This window comes from Micromonospora sp. NPDC049139 (assembly GCF_055586845.1).
The window spans coordinates 318,954-336,773 of record NZ_JBVJHK010000006.1 but is presented as its reverse complement, the minus strand read 5'-3'; the positions used below and the strand labels follow the sequence as shown (position 1 = coordinate 336,773).

Here is a 17,820-nt window from a genome sequence, read left to right as displayed (position 1 = left end):
GGCCCACCCATTCTCCGAGAGGAATCAGGCCCGCGCCGAACCGGCCCCGGCGACGTACCGCTCGTAGCCCTCTTCCTCGAGCTTGTCGGCCAGCTCCGGGCCGCCCTGCTCGACGATCCGGCCGGCCACGAACACGTGCACGAAGTCCGGCTTGATGTAGCGCAGGATCCGGGTGTAGTGGGTGATCAGCAGCAGGCCGGTGTCGCCGGTGTCGCGCACCCGGTTCACTCCCTCGCTGACCACGCGCAGCGCGTCGACGTCGAGGCCGGAGTCGGTCTCGTCGAGGATGGCCATCTTCGGCTTGAGCAGCTCCAGCTGCACGATCTCGTGCCGCTTCTTCTCACCGCCGGAGAAGCCCTCGTTGACGTTGCGCTGGGCGAACGCCGGGTCCATCTGGAGGCGCTCCATGGCCCCGCGCAGCTCGCCGCCCCAGGTGCGCAGCTTCGGCGCCTCGCCGTCGATGGCGGTCTTGGCGGTACGCAGGAAGTTCGCCACCGAGACGCCGGGCACCTCGACCGGGTACTGCATGGCCAGGAAGAGGCCGGCGCGGGCCCGCTCGTCGACGGACATGGCCAGCACGTCCTCGCCGTCGAGGGTCACCGAGCCGCCGGTGATCTCGTACTTGGGGTGGCCGGCGATCGAGTAGGCCAGGGTGGACTTGCCCGAGCCGTTCGGCCCCATGATCGCGTGGGTCTCGCCCGAGCGGACGGTCAGGTCGACACCGGCCAGGATCGGCTTGAGCTCACCCTCGGGCAGCTTGACCGACACCTTCAGGTCGCGGATCTCCAGGGTGCTCATTATCGGGTCACTCCATTGCTCGGCGTGAGGCTGACGTAGATGTCGCCGTCGCGGACTTCGACGGGATAGACGGGAACGGGTTCGGTGGCGGGCAGCCCGGTCGGCTCGCCGGTCCTCAGGTCGAAACGGGAACCGTGCAGCCAACATTCCAGCGTGCAGCCGGAGACCTCCCCCTCGGAGAGGGCGACCGCGGCGTGCGAGCACTCGTCGTAGACGGCGTAGAAGGCGTCGTCCTCGCCGTGCACGATCGCGATCTGCGTGCCGTCGACGTCCGCGGCGATCGCGGTGCCCTTCGGCACGTCCTCGGTCGAGCAGATCTTGATCATCAGGCGCCGGCCTTACTCAGCCGGGCCTCGATCGCGTCGCCGAGCCGCTCGCGCAGCTCCTCGACCGGGATCTTGTTGATCAGCTCGGCGAAGAAGCCGCGGACCACCAGGCGCCGCGCCTCGGCCTCCGGGATGCCCCGCGCCATCAGGTAGAACAGCTGCTCGTCGTCGAAGCGGCCGGTCGCGCTCGCGTGGCCGGCGCCGGCGATCTCGCCGGTCTCGATCTCCAGGTTGGGTACGGAGTCCGCCCGCGCGCCGTCGGTCAGCAGCAGGTTCCGGTTGATCTCGTACGTTTCGGTGCCGGTCGCCTCGGCGCGGATCAGCACGTCGCCCACCCAGACGGTACGCGCGCTCTCGCCCTGCAGGGCGCCCCGGTAGCCGACGTAGCTGCGGCAGTCCGGCACGCTGTGGTCGACCAGCTGGCGGTGCTCCAGGTGCTGCCCCGAGTCGGCGAAGTAGAGGCCGTACAGCTCGGCCTCGCCGCCCCGGTCGGTGTACTCCACCGAGGTGTACTGCCGGACCAGGTCGCCACCGAGGGAGACCTGGACGTGGACCACCCTGGCGTCCCGACCCAGCTTCACCTTCAGGTGCTGGGCCTGCACGGCGTCGTCGGCCCAGTCGGCGACGGTGACCAGGGTCAGCTTCGCCCCGTCGGCCACCGCCACCTCGACGTTGTCGGCCAGCGTCGCCGAACCGACGTGCTCCAGCACCAGGGTCACCTCGGCGAACCGGCCGACCTCGACGAAGGTGTGCCCGAAGGCGACCCCCTCGGCGCCGTCGCCGACCACCCGCAGGGCCACCGGGTCGGCGACCACGGCGTCGCGGGCGACCTGGACCAGCAGCGCCTGCCCGGCCCCGCCGTAGGCCAGCGCGCTGACCCGGTCGACGGGGGTGAGCACGCTGCCCACCCGGGGGTCGTCGGAGCCGATCCGCTCGACGGTCACGCCCTCGGGCAGGTCGCCGTACTCGTGGCGGACCGTGCCGGTGGCGGCCTGCGCCTCCGACGGCTCCAGCTCGGCGCGTCTGGAGCCGTCGCCCCCGACCAGCCCGCGGAGCCGCTTGAGCGGGGTGAAGCGCCACTCCTCCTCCAGGCCCGTAAGGGCCGGGAAGTCGGCGACGTCGTACGAGCGGAGCGCCTGCGACTTGGTGCTGGGCGGCGCGGAAGCCTGGGTAGTCATCTCTTCCTTGGTCTGTTTCGCGACGACGGTCTCTGGTGCGGGGGCGGCGGGCCGGCGGACCGGCCCGCCCGGGTCGGCGTCAGCCGACCGCGCCCTCCATCTGCAGCTCGATCAGGCGGTTGAGCTCCAGGGCGTACTCCATCGGGAGCTCCTTGGCGATCGGCTCGATGAAGCCGCGCACGATCATCGCCATCGCCTCGTCCTCGCTCAGGCCCCGGCTCATCAGGTAGAAGAGCTGGTCCTCGCTGACCTTGGAGACGGTGGCCTCGTGCCCCATCGACACGTCGTCCTCACGGATGTCGACGTACGGGTAGGTGTCGGAGCGGGAGATGGTGTCGACGAGCAGCGCGTCGCACTTGACCGTGCTGCGGCTGTTGGTCGAGCCCTCCAGCACCTGCACCAGGCCGCGGTACGAGGTGCGGCCGCCGCCCCGGGCGATCGACTTGGAGACGATGGTGGAGGAGGTGTGCGGCGCGGCGTGCACCATCTTGGCGCCGGCGTCCTGGTGCTGGCCCTCGCCGGCCATGGCCACCGAGAGCACCTCGCCCTTGGCGTGCTCGCCGGTCATGTAGACCGCCGGGTACTTCATGGTGACCTTGGAGCCGATGTTGCCGTCGATCCACTCCATGGTCGCGCCCTCGTGGCACACGGCGCGCTTGGTGACCAGGTTGTAGACGTTGTTCGACCAGTTCTGGATGGTCGTGTAGCGGCACCGGGCGTTCTTCTTGACGATGATCTCCACCACGGCGCTGTGCAGCGAGTCCGAGGAGTAGATCGGCGCGGTGCAGCCCTCGACGTAGTGCACGTACGCACCCTCGTCGACGATGATCAGCGTCCGCTCGAACTGGCCCATGTTCTCCGTGTTGATCCGGAAGTAGGCCTGCAACGGGATCTCCACGTGCACGCCCTTCGGCACGTAGATGAACGAGCCGCCGGACCAGACGGAGGTGTTCAGCGCGGCGAACTTGTTGTCGCCGACCGGGATGACGGTGCCGAAGTACTCCTTGAACAGGTCCTCGTGCTCCTTGAGGGCGGTGTCGGTGTCGAGGAAGACGACGCCCTGCTCCTCCAGGTCCTCACGGATCTTGTGGTAGACGACCTCGGACTCGTACTGCGCCGCGACGCCCGCGATCAGCCGCTGCTTCTCCGCCTCGGGGATGCCCAGCTTGTCGTAGGTGTTCTTGATGTCCTCGGGCAGGTCCTCCCAGCTGGTGGCCTGCTTCTCGGTGGACCGGACGAAGTACTTGATGTTGTCGAAGTCGATCCCGGTGAGGTCGGCGCCCCAGGCCGGCATGGGCTTGCGGCCGAACAGCCGCAGGCCCTTCAGCCGCAGGTCGAGCATCCAGGCCGGCTCGTTCTTCTTGGCCGAGATGTCCCGCACCACCGCCTCGTTGAGGCCGCGCTGGGCCACCGCCCCGGCGACGTCGGGGTCGGCCCAGCCGTACTCGTAGCGACCCAGGGCGGCGAGCTGCTCTTCCTGGGTCAGGGGCTGGACGATCTGCTCGGTCATCTATCTGTCCTCACAGTGGTGACGGTCTTACCGGACTGGGCGCGCCCCGGCTGGGCGGGAATGTGCGTCGTGCACACCCCGTCGCCGTGCGCGATGGTGGCCAGGCGCTGCACGTGGGTGCCGACCAGGCGGGAGATCACCGCGGTCTCGGCCTCGCACAGCTGGGGGAACTCGGCGGCCACGTGCGCCACCGGGCAGTGGTGCTGACAGAGCTGGCCGCCGGAGGCGATCGTGGACGCGTTGGCAGCGTAGCCCTCGGCGGTCAGCGCCCCGGCGAGCGCCTCGGCCCGCGCGAGGGGGTCGTCGCCGGCGTCCTCCATGGCGGCCCGGCAGCGGGCCTCCAGGGCGGCGACCTGGTCGGCGGCGAACGCCTCGACCGCCTCGGCGCCGCCGTTGCGCGAGATCCAGCGCAGCGCGGCGGTGGCCATGTTGTCGTAGTGGTGGGTGCCGCAGCGGACCCGGGCCGCGTCGGTCAGCAGGAACACCTTCGCCGGGCGGCCCCGGCCCCGGTGACCGCGGACCGTCTGGTCGCGGGCGACCACGTCACCGTCGGCGAGCATCGCGTCGAGGTGCCGCCGGATCGCGGCCGGGCTGAGCCCGAGCGCCGAGCCGAGCTGCGCGGCGGTGGTCGCCCCCCGCTCCAGCAGCAGGTGGGTGACCCGGTCCCGGGTGGAAAGGTCGCCGGCGGACACGGACTGACCGGCGGCCGGGGCGGCCGCCGGCTGGTGCCCGGAGAGCGCCGCCGCGTTTTTCACAACGCCCACGTTACGTAATTCGTCGAGGGGCCGCAAACCCGGGTCCCGGTGATCCGAACCACCGTGCCGGCGGAGTCGCACGAACCTCGATCACTACGGTGCGTAGGATTTGCGCCGTGACTCCATCCGTCCGGTTCCCGGTCTCCACCGCCCTGCTGCGCCGTCTCGCGCTCGCCTCGATCATCGCGAACGTGGGCATCGTCGTCACCGGCGGGGCGGTCCGGCTCACCCAGTCCGGCCTCGGCTGCCCCACCTGGCCCCGGTGCACGGACGAGTCGTACGTGGCAACCGCCGAGATGGGCATCAACGGGGCGATCGAGTTCGGCAACCGCCTACTCACCTTCGCGGTCGGCGTCATCGCGCTGGCGGTGCTGGTGGCCGTGCTGCTGCAACGCCCCCGACGTCGGGAGCTGCTCCCCCTCGCCGTCGCCGTGCTCTTCGGCATCCCGGCCCAGGCGGTCGTCGGCGGCATCACCGTGCTCACCGACCTCAACCCGTGGGTGGTGGGCCTGCACTTCCTCGCCTCGATGCTCGTGATCGCGGCCGCGTACGCGCTGTGGCGGCGGATCGGGGACCCGGTCGGCCCGGCGGTGGCCGTGGTGCCGGCGCCGCTGCGGACCCTGGCGGTGATCACCACCGTGGTCAGCGCGGCGGTGCTGGTGATCGGCACCTGGGTGACCGGCAGCGGCCCGCACGCGGGCGACCACGGCGCGGCCCGCAACGGCCTCGACCCGGAGTCGATCGCCCAGGTGCACGCCGACAGCGTCTTCCTGCTGATCGGCCTCTCGGTGGCGCTGGTCTTCGCGTTCCGCGCGGTCGGCGCGGCACGCGCCGCACGGGCCGCCCTGGTGTTGGTCGCGGTGGAGCTGGGTCAGGGCCTGATCGGCTTCGTGCAGTACTTCACCAACCTGCCCGCGCTGCTGGTGGGCGCGCACATGCTCGGCTCCTGCCTGGTGCTGCTGGCCACCCTCTCGGTCCAGTGGGCCACCCGCGAGCGCCGTTCCGTCGCGCCGGCGCCGGACCCCTCCCCCGCCGAGGACGCCGTCCCCGTCGCCGCCTGACGGGCGCCAGGCGGCGGCGACGTCCGCCGGCCCGGGCGCCGGGCGGTCCGCACGTGGCGACCGCCCGGCGTCGGGTCAGCGTGGTGGGCGGCCCAGGTGGGTCAGGATCGCGCCGGCCAGGCGGTCGGCGGCGCCCTCGGCGTACCCGAGGAACAGCGACGGCTCGGTGAGCTCCAGCTCGACCAGGATCGAGGCGCCGTCCGGGCCGGGGATCAGGTCGACCCGGGCGTAGAGCAGCCGCTCCGGCCCGCCGGGCACCGCCGCGAGGGCCCGCTCCGCCACCGCCAACTGCTCCGGCGTGGCCGTCCGCGGCGTGATCTCCTCGGGCTTGTAGAGGCCCTCCACACCCAGGTCCGGCCCGGTGAGCATGGGGCCCTTGCGGATCGCGTGACTGAACGCCAGGCCATCCGGGCCGGCCAGGAAGAGCAGCGCCGTCTCACCGGCGGTGTCGACGGCGGCCAGGTACGGCTGGACCATGGTCACGCGGCCGGCCGCCGCGAGCCGCCGCACGTGCGCGGCGGCCAGTTCCCGGTGCTCCGGATCGGCCAGGTCGTACCGGCCGGTGTCCTGGCTGCCCGCGCTGATCGACGGTTTGAGCACGTACTCGCCGGAGTCGGCGGGCGGCTGCCAGCTCTCCCCCGGCTCCACCCAGGTCGTGGGGACGGTCGGCACGCCCGCGGCGGAGAGCTCGGCGAGGTACCGCTTGTCGGTGTTCCAGCGGACCACGTCGGCCGGGTTGGCCAGGGCCGGGACGGCGGCCGCCCAGGCGACGAACTCGTCGCGGCGGGGCATGTAGTCCCACGGTGAGCGGAGCACGGCCAGGTCGTAGCCGGCCCAGTCGGCGGTGGGGTCGTCCCAGACCACCGGTTCGGCGGTCACGCCGCGGCGCGCGAGCGGGTCGAGCACCAGCCGGTCGTCGGCTTCGAGGGCGGGCAGTTCGGCACAGGTGACGAGAGCGACCCGAGGTTCCCCCCGGGTCGACTGGTGGTGGTTGGTCAATTTATGTCAACGGGCCATCGAGCGCCGGGCCATCGACCGCCAGAGGTCGTTGCTGGGACGCATCTGGTCCATGAGTTCACGCTCCCAGGCGTTCTCGACGGTGACGCCCGCCTTCGCGCAGGCCTCCCGCGCGACGACGGTGTCGTCCGCGAACTGGTCGCCCCACACCCCGTCCTCGCCCACGAGGACGATGCGTGCGCCGCGCTTGCCGACGTACTCGATGACCGCCTTCGCCCCGCCGTGTCCGGCGGCGAACGACTTGATGCCCGCGACCAGGCCCTGGGGGGCCTGTTCGGCGGTCTGCTCGGCCGTCAGCGTCGTATCGGAACCATCTGCCATGACGCGAAGCGTAAGCAGACTTCCATCCGGGCGGGCGAGAACCATGAAGCTTTTGTGATGCCAATTACCTGAAGGTTTAAGGAAGACCACAGGTGAATCGCCCGATTTTATCCGGACTTACCACCGCAAAGCTCCGCCGCGAACCGGGGCGGTCTGGGGCATGACGAACCGTTCGGACCGATGCCCGCGCTGTCACGGATGTAACAAGAAACCCGGACAAGGCATACACGATGCTCATTTTCCCGCACGATACGCCCCGCACCCCGGCCGCCGCCAGCGAGGGCACCCGCCGGCCCGGGTGCGCGGTGACCGCCCGGGGTCAGATCAGCGCGTCGAGCGCGACGGCGGCGAAGAGGATCGTCAGGTAGGTCGTCGACCAGTGGAACAGCCGCATCGGCTTGACGGCCTGGCCCCGCGAGACCCGCCGGGCCAGCCGGTGCGCCTCCACCAGGAAGATGCCGCCGACCACCAGGGTGGGCACGCCGTAGATCGCGCTCATCCCCAGCGGCCACACCGCCAGCGAGGAGGCCACGGTGAGCCACGCGAAAATGATGATCTCGGCGTTGACCCGGCGGGCGGAGGCCACCACCGGCAGCATCGGGATGCCGGCCCGGGCGTAGTCGTCCTTGTACTTCATCGCCAGCGGGTAGAAGTGCGGCATCTGCCAGAAGAAGACCACCGCGAACAGCGCCCACGCGGCGGGCGCCAGCGACCCGGTCACCGCCGCCCAGCCGATCAGCACCGGCGCCGCCCCGCAGGCGCCGCCCCAGAACGTGTTGGCCGTCGTGGTGCGCTTGAGCCAGAGGGTGTAGACGAGGTCGTAGTAGGCGATCGCGGCCAGGGTGAGACCGGCGGCCAGCAGGTTGGTGAACGCCGCCATCAGCGCGACCGACACCACCGCCAGCACCAGCCCGAAGATCAGCGCGTTGCGCGGCGACACGGTGTGTGCCGGCAGCGGGCGGCGCTTGGTGCGCCGCATCAGCTCGTCGATGTCCCGGTCGATGTAGCAGTTGATGACGCTGGCCGCACCCGCGGCGAGCGAGCCGCCGACCAGCACCACGGCCATCAGCCAGAGCGACGGCATGCCGCCGTCCGCGAGCATCATCGCCGGCACGGTGGTGACCAGGAGCAGCTCCACGATCCGCGGCTTGGTCAGCGTCACGTACGCCGAGACCACCGCGCGGACGTCCCGGCGACCCACCCCCGGGGCCTCCGCCCCCGCGCGCACCGGCGGCTGCCCGGCAGAGTTGCTGACGGGGCGCTCGGTGATCATGCTCACGGATTGCCACCTTCCGGCGTCGGCAGGGGAGGTCGGATCGGTCGGACCCGACTCGGGCCACACACCGCACCACAGACTACGCGCTGTCGTTTTGGCTGCCCGGGCGACCCGACAACGGTGCGGGCCGTCACACCTCCGATCGAACCACCGATCCTCCCGGACGCGCCCAGACCTGCATGCAGAGATCCCCGGGCGGACGTTTAGGACCGCTCGATAGGGTCATCGGTGAGGGTTCCGCCCATCTGCCGAGGAGCACAACCATCGTGGCTGCCAACCGACCCGAGCACCCCGCACTGAACTGGTCCGACCTCGACCGCCGGGCCGTCGACACCGTCCGCGTGCTGGCCATGGACGCCGTGGAGAAATCCGGCAACGGCCACCCGGGCACCGCGATGAGCCTCGCGCCCGCTGCCTACCTGCTCTTCAACCGGGTCATGCGGCACAACCCGGCCGACCCGAACTGGCCCGGCCGGGACCGGTTCGTGCTCTCGGCGGGCCACTCCAGCCTCACCCTCTACATCCAGCTCTTCCTCGCCGGCTACCCGCTCAGCCTCGACGACCTCAAGTCGCTGCGGCAGTGGGGCTCGCTCACCCCGGGCCACCCCGAGCACGGCCACACCCCGGGCGTCGAGACCACCACCGGCCCGCTCGGCCAGGGCCTCGGCAACGCGGTCGGCATGGCGATGGCCGCCCGCCGCGAGCGTGGCCTGTTCGACCCGGAGGGCGAGCCGGGCGCGTCGGTCTTCGACCACGACATCTGGTGCATCGCCTCCGACGGCGACATCGAGGAGGGCATCAGCCACGAGGCCAGCGCGCTCGCCGGGCACCAGCAGCTCGGCAACCTCACGGTGATCTACGACGACAACGAGATCTCGATCGAGGACGACACCCGGATCGCCATGAGCGAGGACGTCGCGGCCCGCTACGAGGCGTACGGCTGGCACGTGCAGACGGTCGACTGGCGCACCGGCGACGCCGACCAGGGCGACTACCACGAGGACGTGGAGGCCCTGCACCGGGCGCTGCTGGCGGCGAAGGCCGAGACCGGCCGCCCCTCCTTCATCGCGCTGCGCACCATCATCGGCTGGCCCGCGCCCAACAAGAAGAACACCGGCAAGATCCACGGCTCCGCGCTCGGCGGCGACGAGGTGGCCGCCACCAAGCAGATCCTCGGCTTCGACCCGGCGCAGTCCTTCGAGGTCGACGAGGAGGTGCTCGCGCACGCCCGCCTGGTGATGGAGCGGGGCGCCCGCGCCCAGCAGGAGTGGACCGCGGCGTTCGACGGCTGGTCGAAGGCCAACCCGGAGCGCCGGGCGCTCTACGACCGGATGGCCGGCCGGGCGCTGCCGGACGGCTGGGCCGAGGCCCTGCCCGAGTTCCCGGCCGACGCCAAGGGCATCGCCACCCGGGCCGCCTCCGGCAAGGTCCTGGAGGCGCTCGCCCCGGTGCTGCCCGAGCTGTGGGGCGGCTCGGCCGACCTGGCCGAGAGCAACAACACCACCATGAAGGGCGAGCCGTCCTTCATCCCGGCCGCCTGGGCCACCAAGGAGTTCCCGGGCCACGAGTACGGCCGCACGCTGCACTTCGGCATCCGCGAGCACGCCATGGGCGCGATCCTCAACGGCATCGCCCTGCACGGCGGCACCCGCCCGTACGGCGGCACCTTCCTGGTGTTCAGCGACTACATGCGCCCCTCTGTCCGGCTCGCCGCGCTGATGAAGCTGCCGGTGGTCTACGTCTGGACGCACGACTCGATCGGCCTCGGCGAGGACGGCCCCACGCACCAGCCGGTGGAGCACCTGACCGCGCTGCGCGCCATTCCCGGCCTGGACGTGGTCCGCCCGGCCGACGCCAACGAGACCGCCTGGGCCTGGCGGTGCGCGCTGGAGCACACCGACCGGCCGACCGCGCTGGCGCTCAGCCGCCAGGCGCTGCCGACCTTCGACCGGTCGACGCTGGCCGGCGCCGAGGGCGTGGCGAAGGGCGGCTACGTGCTCGCCGAGGCGTCCACCGGCAAGCCGCAGGTGATCCTCGTCGGCACCGGTTCCGAGGTGCAGCTCTGCCTGACCGCGCGGGAGCGGCTGGAGGCCGACGGCACCCCCACCCGGGTCGTCTCGATGCCCTGCCAGGAGTGGTTCGCCGAGCAGGACGAGGCGTACCGGGAGTCGGTGCTGCCACGCGGGGTAAAGGCACGGGTGAGCGTGGAGGCGGGGATCGCCATGTCCTGGCGGCACCTCGTCGGCGACTGCGGCGAGAGCGTCAGCCTGGAGCACTACGGCGCCAGCGCCCCGCACTCCATGCTCTTCGAGCAGTTCGGGTTCACCCCCGACCGGATCGTGGCCGCCGCGCACGCGGCGCTCACCCGGGTGGGCGAGATCACCGGTTTCACGACCGGCAACTGAGGGGAGCGTGGACGACATGACGAAGGACAGGCTGGGCGAGCTCAGCACCGCGGGTGTGGCGATCTGGCTCGACGATCTTTCCCGGACGCGGCTCAGCTCCGGCGGGCTGGACCAGTTGCGCCGCGAGAAGCACCTGGTCGGGGTGACCTCCAACCCGACCATCTTCGCGAAGGCGCTGAGCGACGCGGACGAGTACGACTGGCAACTGAAGGACCTCGCCATCCGTGGGGTGGACGTCGAGGAGGCCGTCCGCCTGCTCACCACGTACGACGTGCGGTGGGCCTGTGACGTGATGCGGCCGGCGCACGACGCGACCGCAGGGGTGGACGGCCGGGTCTCCATCGAGGTGGACCCGCGGCTGGCCCACGAGACCGAGAAGACCGTCGCCGAGGCCGGGGCGCTGTGGTGGCTGATCGACCGCCCCAACCTCTTCATCAAGATCCCGGCCACCGAGGCGGGCCTGCCGGCGATCACCGCCACCCTGGCCCAGGGGATCAGCGTCAACGTCACGCTGATCTTCGGGCTGGACCGCTACTCCCAGGTGATGGACGCGTTCCTGGCCGGCCTGGAGCAGGCGAAGGCGAACGGCCACGACCTGTCCAAGATCGGGTCCGTGGCGTCGTTCTTCGTCTCCCGCGTCGACACCGAGGTCGACAAGCGGCTGGAGAAGATCGGCTCCGCCGAGGCCAAGGCGCTGCGCGGCAAGGCCGCCATCGCCAACGCCAAGCTGGCCTACGAGCGCTACGGCGCGGTCTTCTCCTCCGACCGCTGGCAGGCCCTCGCCGACGCGGGCGCACACCCGCAGCGGCCGCTGTGGGCGTCCACCTCCACCAAGAACCCGGACTACCGGGACGTCATCTACGTGGAGGAGCTGGTCGCGCCCGGCACCGTCAACACCATGCCGGAGCCGGTCATCCACGCGTACGCCGACCACGGCGAGACCCGCGGTGACACCATCACCGGCTCGTACGACGAGGCCCGCAAGGTCTTCGCGGACCTGGAGTCGGTCGGGGTCGACATGGCCGACGTGATCGCCACCCTGGAGCGCGAGGGCGTGGAGAAGTTCGAGGCCAGCTGGCTGGAGCTGCTCGACGGCGTGCGCAAGTCGCTGGCCGCCGCGGGCAAGGGCACCGGCCACCCGGGCGACGCCGCGAAGGGCAACGCGCGGGCCGCGCAGCAGGCGGGAGGCAACGCGTGAGCGAGCGAACCATCAGGTACAGCGGCGTGGCGCCTCGCGCCGCCGCCGCCGAGCGGAGCGAGGTGGCGGCGTGAGCGACCTGCTCGCCGGGCCTGTCGAGGCGGCCGCCGGGCTCGCCGTGCACGGGGCCGACACCGTCGACAAGTCGGCCCCCGCCTCCACCCGCGACGCGCTGGTCCGCGCCGGCGTGCCGGGCAGGCTGGCGGAGAAGGACCCGGCCCTGTGGGGCCCGGACGCCGAGGCCGAGGCGAAGATCCGCCTCGGCTGGGTGGACACCCACCGGCGCAGCCGCGAGCTGCTCCCCCAGCTCGCCGAGCTGAAGGCGGAGCTGGCCGACCTGGACCACGTGGTGCTCGCCGGCATGGGCGGCTCGTCGCTGGCCCCGGAGGTCATCGCGCGCACCCTCGGCAAGCAGCTGACCGTGCTCGACACCACCGACCCGGGGCAGGTCCGGGCGGCGCTGGCCGACCGGCTGGAGCACACCGTGGTCGTGGTGGCCAGCAAGTCGGGCTCGACGGTGGAGACCGACAGCCACCGCCGGGCCTACTGGCAGGCGTTCCTGGACGCCGGGATGACCGAGGCGGAGGCCGGCCGGCACTTCGTCATCGTCACCGACCCCGGTTCGCCGCTGGAGGCCACCGCCGCCGAGATGGGCGCCTTCACCGTGCTGGCCGACCCGAACGTGGGCGGCCGCTACTCGGCGCTGACCGCGTTCGGGCTGGTCCCGTCGGCGCTGGCCGGCGTCGAGGTGGCCGAACTTCTCGACGAGGCGGACGCGCTGTCCCGGTCGCTGGGCGGCGACCGGGACAACCCGGGCCTGGCCCTGGGCGCCGCCCTCGGGGCGGCGGCCACCATGGGCCGGGACAAGATCGCCCTGATCTCCGACGGCACCGGCATCGACGGCCTCGGCGACTGGGCGGAGCAGCTGATCGCCGAGTCCACCGGCAAGTCCGGCGTCGGCATCCTCCCGGTCGTCGTGGAGTCCCCGGAGAGCCCCGGTGCCGGCGGCGCCGACGTGCTCACCGTGACCTACGGCGGCGCGCTGGCCACCGGCGCCGTCCCGGGCGGCGGCACCGGCCCGGACGTGGCGGTCAACGGCCCGCTCGGCGCGCAGTTCCTGGCCTGGGAGTACGCCACCGCGATCGCCGGCGTGGTGCTCGGCATCGACCCGTTCAACCAGCCCAACGTCACCGAGTCCAAGGAGAACACCAACAAGATCCTCGCCTCGGGTCCGCCGGCGGAGACGCCGTCGTTCACCTCGGGCGCGATCGAGGTGTACGCGCCGCAGGGCGCCCCGGGCGACCTGGCCGGCGTGCTCCGCTGGCTGGTCGACGGGCTGGGCGGCGACGGTTACCTCGCGGTGATGGCGTACCTCGACCGGTTCGCCGACGCCGACGCGGCCCGGCTGCGGCCGCTGCTGGCCGGGGCCTCCGGGCGGCCGGTCACCTTCGGCTGGGGGCCGCGGTTCCTGCACTCCACCGGCCAGTACCACAAGGGCGGCCCGCAGGTCGGCAGCTACCTCCAGCTCACCGGCGCGGTCGCCGACGACCTGCCGGTGCCCGGCAAGCCGTACACCTTCGGGGAGTTGCAGGCGGCACAGGCCGCCGGCGACCGGCAGGCCCTGGCCGGGCGGGAGCGCCCCCTGGTGCGGCTGCACCTGACCGACCGGTCCGCGGGCGTGACCCAGCTGCTCGATGCGGTCGGGGCGCTGCGGGCGTGACGATGAGGACCATGGACGATGCGGAGCGAGGAGGCGGCGTGAACCCGCTACGCGACCCGCAGGACCGCCGGCTGCCGAGGATCCCGGAGCCGTGCGCCCTGGTGATCTTCGGCGTCACCGGCGACCTCGCCCGCAAGAAGCTCCTTCCGGCGGTGTACGACCTGGCGAACCGGGGGCTGCTGCCCCCGGGCTTCGTCGTCCTGGGTTTCGCCCGTCGGGACTGGGGCGACGGCGACTTCGAGTCGCTGGCCCACGAGGCCGCCAAGAAGCACGCCCGCACCCCCTGGCGGGAGGAGGTGTGGGCGCGGCTGGTCGGCAACATCAAGTTCGTGGGCGGCGCGTTCGACGACGACGCGGCGTTCGACCACCTCGCCGCCACCCTCGACGAGCTGCGCCAGACGCACGGCATCCCGGGCAACGCCGCCTTCTACTTCTCCATCCCCCCGGCGGCGTTCCCGGTGGTGCTCAAGCAGCTGGCCCGCACGGGAATGGCCGACAACGCCAAGTCCGGCGGCTGGCGCCGGGTGGTGGTGGAGAAGCCGTTCGGGCACGACCTGCCCTCGGCGAAGGCGCTCAACGACCTGGTCGACGACGTCTTCACCCGCAAGGACGTCTTCCGCATCGACCACTACCTGGGCAAGGAGACCGTCCAGAACATCCTCGCCCTGCGGTTCGCCAACAACCTGTTCGAGCCGCTGTGGAACTCCAAGTACGTCGACTCGGTGCAGATCACCATGGCCGAGGACGTCGGCATCGGCACCCGCGCCGGCTTCTACGATTCGGCCGGCGCGGCCCGGGACGTGCTCCAGAACCACCTGCTCCAGCTGCTGGCGCTGGTGGCGATGGAGGAGCCGACGAGCTTCGACGCGGACGAGATCCGCACCGAGAAGCTCAAGGTGCTGCGGGCGATCACCCTGCCGAAGGACATCGCGGAGGGCACCGTCCGCGGCCAGTACCTGCCCGGCTGGGTGGGCGGCCAGCGCGCGGTCGGCTACCTGGACGAGGAGGGCGTCCCGGAGGACTCGACCACCGAGACGTACGTGGCGGTCCGGCTCGGCATCCAGAACCGCCGTTGGGCGGAGGTGCCGTTCTACATCCGGGCCGGCAAGCGGCTCCCGCGCCGCGTCACCGAGGTCGCCATCATGTTCAAGAAGGCGCCGCACCTGCCGTTCAACGCCGCCGACATGGAGTCGCTGGGCAACAACCAGCTCGTCATCCGGGTGCAGCCCGACGAGGGCGTGGTGCTCAAGTTCGGCTCCAAGGTGCCCGGCACCACGATGGAGGTCCGCGACATCGCGATGGACTTCCAGTACGGCGAGGCGTTCACCGAGTCCAGCCCCGAGGCGTACGAGCGGCTGGTGCTGGACGTGCTCATCGGTGACCGCACCCTCTTCCCGGATGCTGCCGAGGTCGAGCAGAGCTGGCAGGTGGTGGACCCGCTGGAGCACGCGTGGGCGGGCACGAAGCCGGAGCCGTACCGGGCCGGTGAGTGGGGGCCCCGCGCCGCCGACGAGATGCTGGCCCGCGAGGGTCGGGCCTGGCGCAGAGCGTGAGCAAGCCCAGCGAGTCAACCAGGAGGCTCCAGTGATCGGCCTGTGGGACACCACCGGCAACGAGGTGGTCAAGGCGCTCGCCGCCGAACGGCGCAGCGCCGGCGGGGTGGCCAGCGGCATGGCGCTCACCCTGATCGTGGTGGTGGACGAGAAGCGGGTGCGCGAGGCGGAGGCGGCGGCCACGATAGCGGCCGCCGCCCACCCCTGCCGGCTGGTGGTGGTGGTCCGCTCCGACGTCGAGCGGGAGCGCAACCGCCTCGACGCGGAGATCGTCGTCGGCGGCCGGCTCGGCCCCTGCGAGGCGGTGGTCACCCGGATGTACGGGCGGCTCGCCCTGCACGCCGAGTCGGTGGTGATGCCGCTGCTGGTGCCGGACGTTCCGGTGGTGACGTGGTGGCACGGCGAGCCGCCGGCCGAGATCGCCACCGACTTCCTCGGCGTCGTGGCCGACCGGCGGATCACCGACGCCGCGCAGGCCGCCGACCCGGTCGAGGCGCTGCGCCAGCGGGCCCGGGACTACGCGCCGGGCGACACGGACCTGGCGTGGACCCGGATCACCCCGTGGCGCACGCTGGTGGCCGGGGCGTTCGACACCACCCAGGCGCGGGTGACCGAGGCGACCGTGGTCGCCCCGGCCTCCGACCCCACCGCCGCGCTGATGCGGGGCTGGCTGGCCGCCCGGCTCGGCATCGACCCGGTGTGGCAGCGCACCGACGAATTCCCGCGCATGCGGGAGGTGCAGCTGCGCTGCGCCAACGGCGACGAGCTGACGCTGACCCGGGAGGACAGCGTGGCGACGTTCCGGCGTACCGGCCAGGAGGACCGGCACCTGCCGCTCGTCCGCCGGCCGCTCGGCGACGAGCTGGCCGAGGAGCTGCGCCGGCTCGACGCCGACCAGGTGTACGCGGAGGCGCTGGGCACCACGGCCGGCCTGACCGGCCTGGACCAGCGCCCGGCGCAGCGGGTGCACGTCTGGAAGGACCCGGCCACCGCGCAGCGGGCCGAGGCGGGGGTGACCGCGCACGCGGGAACGAGCGCCCAGCACTGAGCGCCCGACTGCCGGGCGCACGAGGAACACCGACCGCGCGGCGGCCGGAGAAACGAAGGCACATCAGATGAGTGAGGCGAGTGTCGCCGTCCACGCCGACGCCGACCTGCTGGCCCAGGCGGTGGCCGCCCGGTTGGTGGTCAAGCTGCTCGACGCGCAGGCCGAGCGGGGCCAGGCGTCGGTGGTGCTGACCGGCGGGCGGATAGCCGCGGCGGTGCACCGGGCGGTGGCGGCGCTGCCGGCCCGCGACGCCGTGGACTGGTCCCGGGTGGACGTCTGGTGGGGCGACGAGCGGTTCCTGCCCGCCGGCGACCCGGAGCGCAACGAGACGCAGGCCCGGGCGACCCTGCTGGACGTGGTGCCGCTGGACCCGGCCCGGGTCCACCCGATGCCCGCCTCCGACGGGCCGGCCGGGCCGGATCCGGAGGAGGCGGCCGCCCGCTACGCCGAGGAGCTGGCCCGGGCGGCGCGTCCCGGCCACGCCGCGCTCCCCCACTTCGACGTGCTGATGCTGGGCGTCGGCGAGGACGGGCACGTGGCGTCGGTGTTCCCGGAGCACCCGGTGCACCACGACACCCGGCCGGTCAGCGCCGTCCGGGGCAGCCCGAAGCCCCCGCCGGTGCGGACCACCCTGACCCTCCCGGCGATCAACACCGCCGAGGAGGTCTGGTTGGTGGCCAGCGGCGCCGACAAGTCCCGGGCGGTCGGCATGGCGCTGGCCGGGGCGGGGCCGGTGCAACTGCCGGCGGCCGGCGTGCAGGGTACGGGTCGTACGCTCTGGCTGCTGGACCGGGCGGCGGCGGCCGACGTGCCGACCCGCCTGCGCAGCCTGCGCTGAGCGTGTAAGGAAGGGCCCCTTGTTAACGCATAGCGTTAACAAGGGGCCCTTCCTTACAGCGCGGCGGGGCGGCCTCGGCGGCGACGCAGGTCGGCGAGGGCCTCGGCCAGGATGGCCTCCCCCTCCTCGGCGCTGCGCCGCTCCTTCACGTACGCCAGGTGGGTCTTGTAGGGCTCCGGCCGGGCCCGGCCCGGCGGGTTCTGCGCGTCCTGCCCGGCGGGGAGGCCGCACCGCGGGCAGTCCCACACCTCCGGGGCCTCGGCGTCGGCGGCGATGCGGATCTCGGTGTGGTGGTCGTTGCGGCACCAGTAGGTGACCGCCCGGCACGGGACCGGCTGGTAGCGCTCGGCGCGGCGTTCGGGGGCGGACCCGATGCGGGTGCCCCGGATGACGTTGCCACTCGGCACGGCTGCTCGCTCCTGTCGTCGGGAGGGGTACCGCCGCGGAGGGGGCGGCGGGCGACACGGTGCAGCGGGTGAAACGGACTGCGCGCGGCCCGTCAGTGACGGACCGCGCGCAGATTGTACGACCAGACGGCGCTCAGACGACGCCGCTGGTCGTCTGGAGGCGCAGCCAGAGCCCGAGCCCGACGATGCAGGCGAACCAGACGATGCCCACCAGGACGGTGTAGCGGTCGAGGTTCTTCTCCGCCACCGACGACCCGGCGAGGCTGGAGCTGACGCCGCCACCGAACATGCTCGACAACCCGCCGCCCTTACCGCGGTGCAGCAGGATCAGCATGGTCAGCAGGATGCTCGTGATGACCAGCAACACGATCAACGTGTATGCGAACCAGATCGGCATGGCTGGGGTCAG

Annotated in this window: 17 protein-coding genes; 7 read left to right on the top strand and 10 right to left on the bottom strand. The window is 72.3% G+C overall.

Going from position 1 to position 17,820, the window contains the following annotated elements; genetic code table 11:
* Positions 1–24 precede the first annotated feature (24 nt).
* The 5 genes from sufC to ACZ6Q9_RS14765 form a co-directional block, all read right to left on the bottom strand.
* Complete coding sequence (gene sufC / locus ACZ6Q9_RS14785; protein ID WP_350686401.1) at positions 25–798, bottom strand: Fe-S cluster assembly ATPase SufC; 774 nt, start codon at positions 796–798, stop codon at positions 25–27.
* Entirely contained in the window at positions 798–1,124 is a 327-nt protein-coding gene (locus ACZ6Q9_RS14780; RefSeq protein ID WP_350686402.1) for a non-heme iron oxygenase ferredoxin subunit, read from the bottom strand. The genes sufC and ACZ6Q9_RS14780 overlap by 1 nt, the downstream gene beginning before the upstream one ends.
* Entirely contained in the window at positions 1,124–2,302 is a 1,179-nt protein-coding gene (sufD, locus tag ACZ6Q9_RS14775) for a Fe-S cluster assembly protein SufD (RefSeq protein WP_393268883.1), read from the bottom strand. Before sufD ends, ACZ6Q9_RS14780 begins: the two co-directional genes overlap by 1 nt.
* Positions 2,303–2,381: 79 nt before the next feature.
* Entirely contained in the window at positions 2,382–3,812 is a 1,431-nt protein-coding gene (sufB, locus tag ACZ6Q9_RS14770; protein WP_357465121.1) for a Fe-S cluster assembly protein SufB, read from the bottom strand.
* Positions 3,809–4,567, bottom strand: coding sequence for a helix-turn-helix transcriptional regulator (locus ACZ6Q9_RS14765; RefSeq protein ID WP_393268886.1), 759 nt, complete (start codon positions 4,565–4,567; stop codon positions 3,809–3,811). The genes sufB and ACZ6Q9_RS14765 overlap by 4 nt, the downstream gene beginning before the upstream one ends.
* A gap of 98 nt (positions 4,568–4,665) precedes the next feature.
* On the opposite strand from ACZ6Q9_RS14765, the gene ACZ6Q9_RS14760 reads away from it, so the two are divergent.
* Positions 4,666–5,628, top strand: a complete 963-nt coding sequence (locus tag ACZ6Q9_RS14760) for a COX15/CtaA family protein (RefSeq protein WP_393268888.1) — start codon at positions 4,666–4,668, stop codon at positions 5,626–5,628.
* Between the two features lie 75 nt (positions 5,629–5,703).
* Here ACZ6Q9_RS14760 and ACZ6Q9_RS14755 read toward each other — a convergent pair whose 3' ends face one another.
* The 3 genes from ACZ6Q9_RS14755 to ACZ6Q9_RS14745 form a co-directional block, all read right to left on the bottom strand.
* Positions 5,704–6,627 (bottom strand): RimK family alpha-L-glutamate ligase, encoded by a 924-nt coding sequence (locus ACZ6Q9_RS14755; protein ID WP_396827357.1) that lies wholly within the window; start codon positions 6,625–6,627, stop codon positions 5,704–5,706.
* 6 nt (positions 6,628–6,633) lie between these two features.
* The gene (locus ACZ6Q9_RS14750; protein ID WP_393268893.1) at positions 6,634–6,966 is read right to left on the bottom strand and encodes a hypothetical protein; all 333 of its coding nucleotides are present in this window, start codon (positions 6,964–6,966) and stop codon (positions 6,634–6,636) included.
* A gap of 319 nt (positions 6,967–7,285) precedes the next feature.
* Positions 7,286–8,245, bottom strand: coding sequence for a heme o synthase (locus tag ACZ6Q9_RS14745; RefSeq protein WP_393454920.1), 960 nt, complete (start codon positions 8,243–8,245; stop codon positions 7,286–7,288).
* Positions 8,246–8,508: 263 nt separating this feature from the next.
* On the opposite strand from ACZ6Q9_RS14745, the gene tkt reads away from it, so the two are divergent.
* From tkt to pgl, 6 genes are all read left to right on the top strand, one after another.
* Positions 8,509–10,647: a transketolase gene (tkt, locus tag ACZ6Q9_RS14740; protein ID WP_393268899.1), complete on the top strand. Its 2,139-nt coding sequence runs from the start codon at positions 8,509–8,511 to the stop codon at positions 10,645–10,647.
* Positions 10,648–10,663: 16 nt separating this feature from the next.
* Positions 10,664–11,845, top strand: a complete 1,182-nt coding sequence (tal, locus tag ACZ6Q9_RS14735) for a transaldolase (protein WP_396827360.1) — start codon at positions 10,664–10,666, stop codon at positions 11,843–11,845.
* Positions 11,846–11,915: 70 nt separating this feature from the next.
* On the top strand, positions 11,916–13,565 hold the full coding sequence (locus ACZ6Q9_RS14730; protein ID WP_396827362.1) for a glucose-6-phosphate isomerase: 1,650 nt from the start codon (positions 11,916–11,918) through the stop codon (positions 13,563–13,565).
* An 11-nt stretch (positions 13,566–13,576) separates the two neighbouring features.
* Positions 13,577–15,118: a glucose-6-phosphate dehydrogenase gene (gene zwf / locus ACZ6Q9_RS14725; protein ID WP_393268907.1), complete on the top strand. Its 1,542-nt coding sequence runs from the start codon at positions 13,577–13,579 to the stop codon at positions 15,116–15,118.
* Between the two features lie 31 nt (positions 15,119–15,149).
* The gene (locus ACZ6Q9_RS14720) at positions 15,150–16,166 is read left to right on the top strand and encodes a glucose-6-phosphate dehydrogenase assembly protein OpcA (protein WP_350709148.1); all 1,017 of its coding nucleotides are present in this window, start codon (positions 15,150–15,152) and stop codon (positions 16,164–16,166) included.
* Between the two features lie 67 nt (positions 16,167–16,233).
* On the top strand, positions 16,234–17,004 hold the full coding sequence (pgl, locus tag ACZ6Q9_RS14715; RefSeq protein WP_393268910.1) for a 6-phosphogluconolactonase: 771 nt from the start codon (positions 16,234–16,236) through the stop codon (positions 17,002–17,004).
* A 53-nt stretch (positions 17,005–17,057) separates the two neighbouring features.
* On the opposite strand, the gene ACZ6Q9_RS14710 is transcribed toward pgl, so the two are convergent.
* Together ACZ6Q9_RS14710 and secG are read right to left on the bottom strand one after the other, a co-directional pair.
* On the bottom strand, positions 17,058–17,411 hold the full coding sequence (locus ACZ6Q9_RS14710) for an RNA polymerase-binding protein RbpA (RefSeq protein WP_393268912.1): 354 nt from the start codon (positions 17,409–17,411) through the stop codon (positions 17,058–17,060).
* A 133-nt stretch (positions 17,412–17,544) separates the two neighbouring features.
* Positions 17,545–17,808, bottom strand: a complete 264-nt coding sequence (secG, locus tag ACZ6Q9_RS14705) for a preprotein translocase subunit SecG (RefSeq protein WP_393268914.1) — start codon at positions 17,806–17,808, stop codon at positions 17,545–17,547.
* Between the last annotated feature and the right edge of the window lie 12 nt (positions 17,809–17,820).

Excerpts from the sequence above, each read along its gene's own strand:
- sufC (WP_350686401.1), bottom strand. The coding sequence starts at position 798 with ATGAGCACCCTGGAGATCCGCGACCTGAAGGTGTCGGTCAAGCTGCCC.
- ACZ6Q9_RS14780 (WP_350686402.1), bottom strand. The coding sequence starts at position 1,124 with ATGATCAAGATCTGCTCGACCGAGGACGTGCCGAAGGGCACCGCGATC.
- sufD (WP_393268883.1), bottom strand. The coding sequence starts at position 2,302 with ATGACTACCCAGGCTTCCGCGCCGCCCAGCACCAAGTCGCAGGCGCTC.
- sufB (WP_357465121.1), bottom strand. The coding sequence starts at position 3,812 with ATGACCGAGCAGATCGTCCAGCCCCTGACCCAGGAAGAGCAGCTCGCC.
- ACZ6Q9_RS14750 (WP_393268893.1), bottom strand. The coding sequence starts at position 6,966 with ATGGCAGATGGTTCCGATACGACGCTGACGGCCGAGCAGACCGCCGAA.
- tal (WP_396827360.1), top strand. The coding sequence starts at position 10,664 with ATGACGAAGGACAGGCTGGGCGAGCTCAGCACCGCGGGTGTGGCGATC.
- zwf (WP_393268907.1), top strand. The coding sequence starts at position 13,577 with ATGGACGATGCGGAGCGAGGAGGCGGCGTGAACCCGCTACGCGACCCG.
- pgl (WP_393268910.1), top strand. The coding sequence starts at position 16,234 with ATGAGTGAGGCGAGTGTCGCCGTCCACGCCGACGCCGACCTGCTGGCC.
- secG (WP_393268914.1), bottom strand. The coding sequence starts at position 17,808 with ATGCCGATCTGGTTCGCATACACGTTGATCGTGTTGCTGGTCATCACG.